This is a genomic window from Gemmatimonadota bacterium, from assembly GCA_026706345.1.
Classification (GTDB): Bacteria; JAAXHH01; JAAXHH01; order JAAXHH01; family JAAXHH01; genus JAAXHH01.
This window is the reverse complement of the sequence record JAPOYX010000046.1, coordinates 1-2,127: the sequence shown is the minus strand read 5'-3', so window position 1 is coordinate 2,127 and position 2,127 is coordinate 1. Positions and strand designations below refer to the sequence as shown.

Below are 2,127 nucleotides of genomic sequence, written 5' to 3'. Positions count from 1 at the left end.
GGAAGGAAGACCATCCGGAGGCGGCTCGCTACACCTGCGCCAAGCTCAGCGGCATCGGCATCGCTTGTTTGAGGCCTATGTGAACTATGCCTATGGGCCGTTCTTCATGCGAATCGGACGCCAGAACCTGTCGTGGGGCGAGACCGATGTGTTTCGTCTCCTGGATCAGATCAATCCGCTCGACGCCGGCTTTGGCGGCTTCCTGGTCTCGATCGATGAGCGACGGGTGCCGCTCGATATGGCCCGGGTCGTGTATGGGTTTGGCGGCGTGGGGCCGCTGTCTGAGCTCAACCTTGAAGGCTTTCTGGTCTTTGACGATAAAATTGCCGCGCCCGTGCCGACCGGCTCCCCCTGGTCCACACCTAACCCGCCGGGGGTCACCGGTCTGATCAAAAAGCCCTCAAAGAATTTCGCGGACGCGCGCGGGGGTGGGCGCATTGTGGGCGTGTGGGGCGAGGTCATGTTTAGCCTGGCCCACTACGCCACCTATCTGGACACGCCCGTGCTGCGCATCGTCACGCCGACCAACCGACCCGTCAGTCTGGGCGCTTTTGAGGCCGCGGTACAGGCCGGCGACACCGGCCGCTTTTTGACCGACCACTTCCGGGCCGAGGCGCTGTATCCGAAAATACAGATCAGCGGCGGCTCGCTCACTTTCGGGGTGCCCCGCATCTCGTCCATTCTCCGCAGCGAGTTCGCCTATTTTCACTCCGAGCCGTTTTTTCACAATTCCGCCTCGGACCAGCTTCTGGGTCCGGCCTTAACGGGCGGGATCACGCCCGGCTACCAACAGGTCGACACCGACCCGGACACGGGCCGCCCTTTGATGCGCTACCGGAATAAGATCACCCGATCCGATGTGGTGCGCTGGTCTCTCGGGATAGATATGACGCGCTATATCAGCCTGCTGAACCCGAACGAATCCTTTCTCATCAGCAGCCAGATCTTTGGTCGGCACATCCTGGACTTCAACGACACGCCGGTCTCGGCGGTGTCGGGCTCGTACGGCTTCGGGCATTTTGCCGCGCCGATTTACGAGCCCAATCGGGACAATCAGAGCTTTGTCAACATCGACCAGCACCAACTGATTCAAACCCTGTTGATCTCTACCGCCTATTTCTCTGGCAGGGTCGAGCCAAAGCTGATCTTTTTGTACGACTGGCAAGGGTCCTGGCTGGTCCAACCCGAAATCACTCTTATCCGCGATCCGTTTCGCTTTACCGTGCAGTATAATTATCTGGATGGTCAGTATAACGGCATCGGGTTTCTGCGCGATCGCGACAACGTCATCATCCAATTAGAGGCGGTTATTTAGCCCCTCCTCCCCGGATAGTCCCCCGACCTGGAGTGCTCCCCTCCGGCGCGATTTGTGCGCGCGACATGCTGCCCGCTCACCGGCTGTTACGCATCGGAATGATACATGTTTTGGTCGAACCGGTCGCAGGCGAGGCAGAACACGAAAACCAGCGGCTCGGTACCGGTGCAGCGGACGGTATGCTTGGCGTTAGACGGGATATAGACTGCTGAGCCTGGGCCGAGGGATGCCTCGGAATCGTCAATCGCCACGTGACCGGAGCCGCTGACGACATAATAGGTTTCCTCGGGTTCGTGGTGATGGAGGGGAAGCGACACGCCGGGCGGCAGTTCCGCTATACCGGTGACGAGTCCGCTACTTGCATCGCGTTCGCCTGTGACGAGAAGCTTCCAGCGGCATGGACTCTTCGCGGCAAGGTCCGGGTCCGTCCAGCCTTCCCAGTCCAGGTCGCCTCGATGGTGAATAACAGGTTTCCGTACAGGCATATTTGGTCAATTCAACGTTGTCATGACCTGAATGAGGCATGCCAGGAAAGGTCTACGCTTGTTTTCGCCCTTACGCTTCGAGATCCAATGGGTCGAGGGCGTTGGCCTCTCCGCGCCGCATGCGCTCCAGACCATCTTCGCCAACATTATAGTACAGCTCGAACTGATTGCCTTCCGGGTCGAGGAAGTAAATGCTCTTGGTAATACCGTGATCGATCGTGGCGGTGATCTTCACGTCGTGGGCCTTGAGCGTCTGATAGCTCTCTTTTAGCTCGTCGAAGTTCTCGACCTGGAGGGCGACGTGGTGCAGGCCGACCTGCTTGTTTT

At 59.1% G+C, this 2,127-nt stretch carries 3 protein-coding genes; 1 reads left to right on the top strand and 2 read right to left on the bottom strand.

The window, feature by feature from the left end; genetic code table 11:
* Window positions 1–1,315, top strand: a 1,315-nt coding sequence (locus OXG98_04475) for a hypothetical protein (GenBank protein ID MCY3771260.1), incomplete at its 5' end; no start/stop codon positions are given.
* An 86-nt stretch (window positions 1,316–1,401) separates the two neighbouring features.
* Here the strand turns inward: OXG98_04475 and OXG98_04470 are convergent.
* Together OXG98_04470 and OXG98_04465 are read right to left on the bottom strand one after the other, a co-directional pair.
* Window positions 1,402–1,800 carry a dimethylsulfonioproprionate lyase family protein gene (locus OXG98_04470; GenBank protein MCY3771259.1) on the bottom strand — a complete coding sequence of 133 codons (399 nt, stop codon included), beginning with the start codon at window positions 1,798–1,800 and terminating at the stop codon, window positions 1,402–1,404.
* A 70-nt stretch (window positions 1,801–1,870) separates the two neighbouring features.
* On the bottom strand, window positions 1,871–2,127 hold a 257-nt coding region (locus tag OXG98_04465; GenBank protein ID MCY3771258.1), incomplete at its 5' end, for a VOC family protein.

What these genes read in the sequence shown, in the direction of transcription:
- OXG98_04470 (MCY3771259.1), bottom strand. Translation starts at nt 1,800, where the DNA reads ATGCCTGTACGGAAACCTGTTATTCACCATCGAGGCGACCTGGACTGG.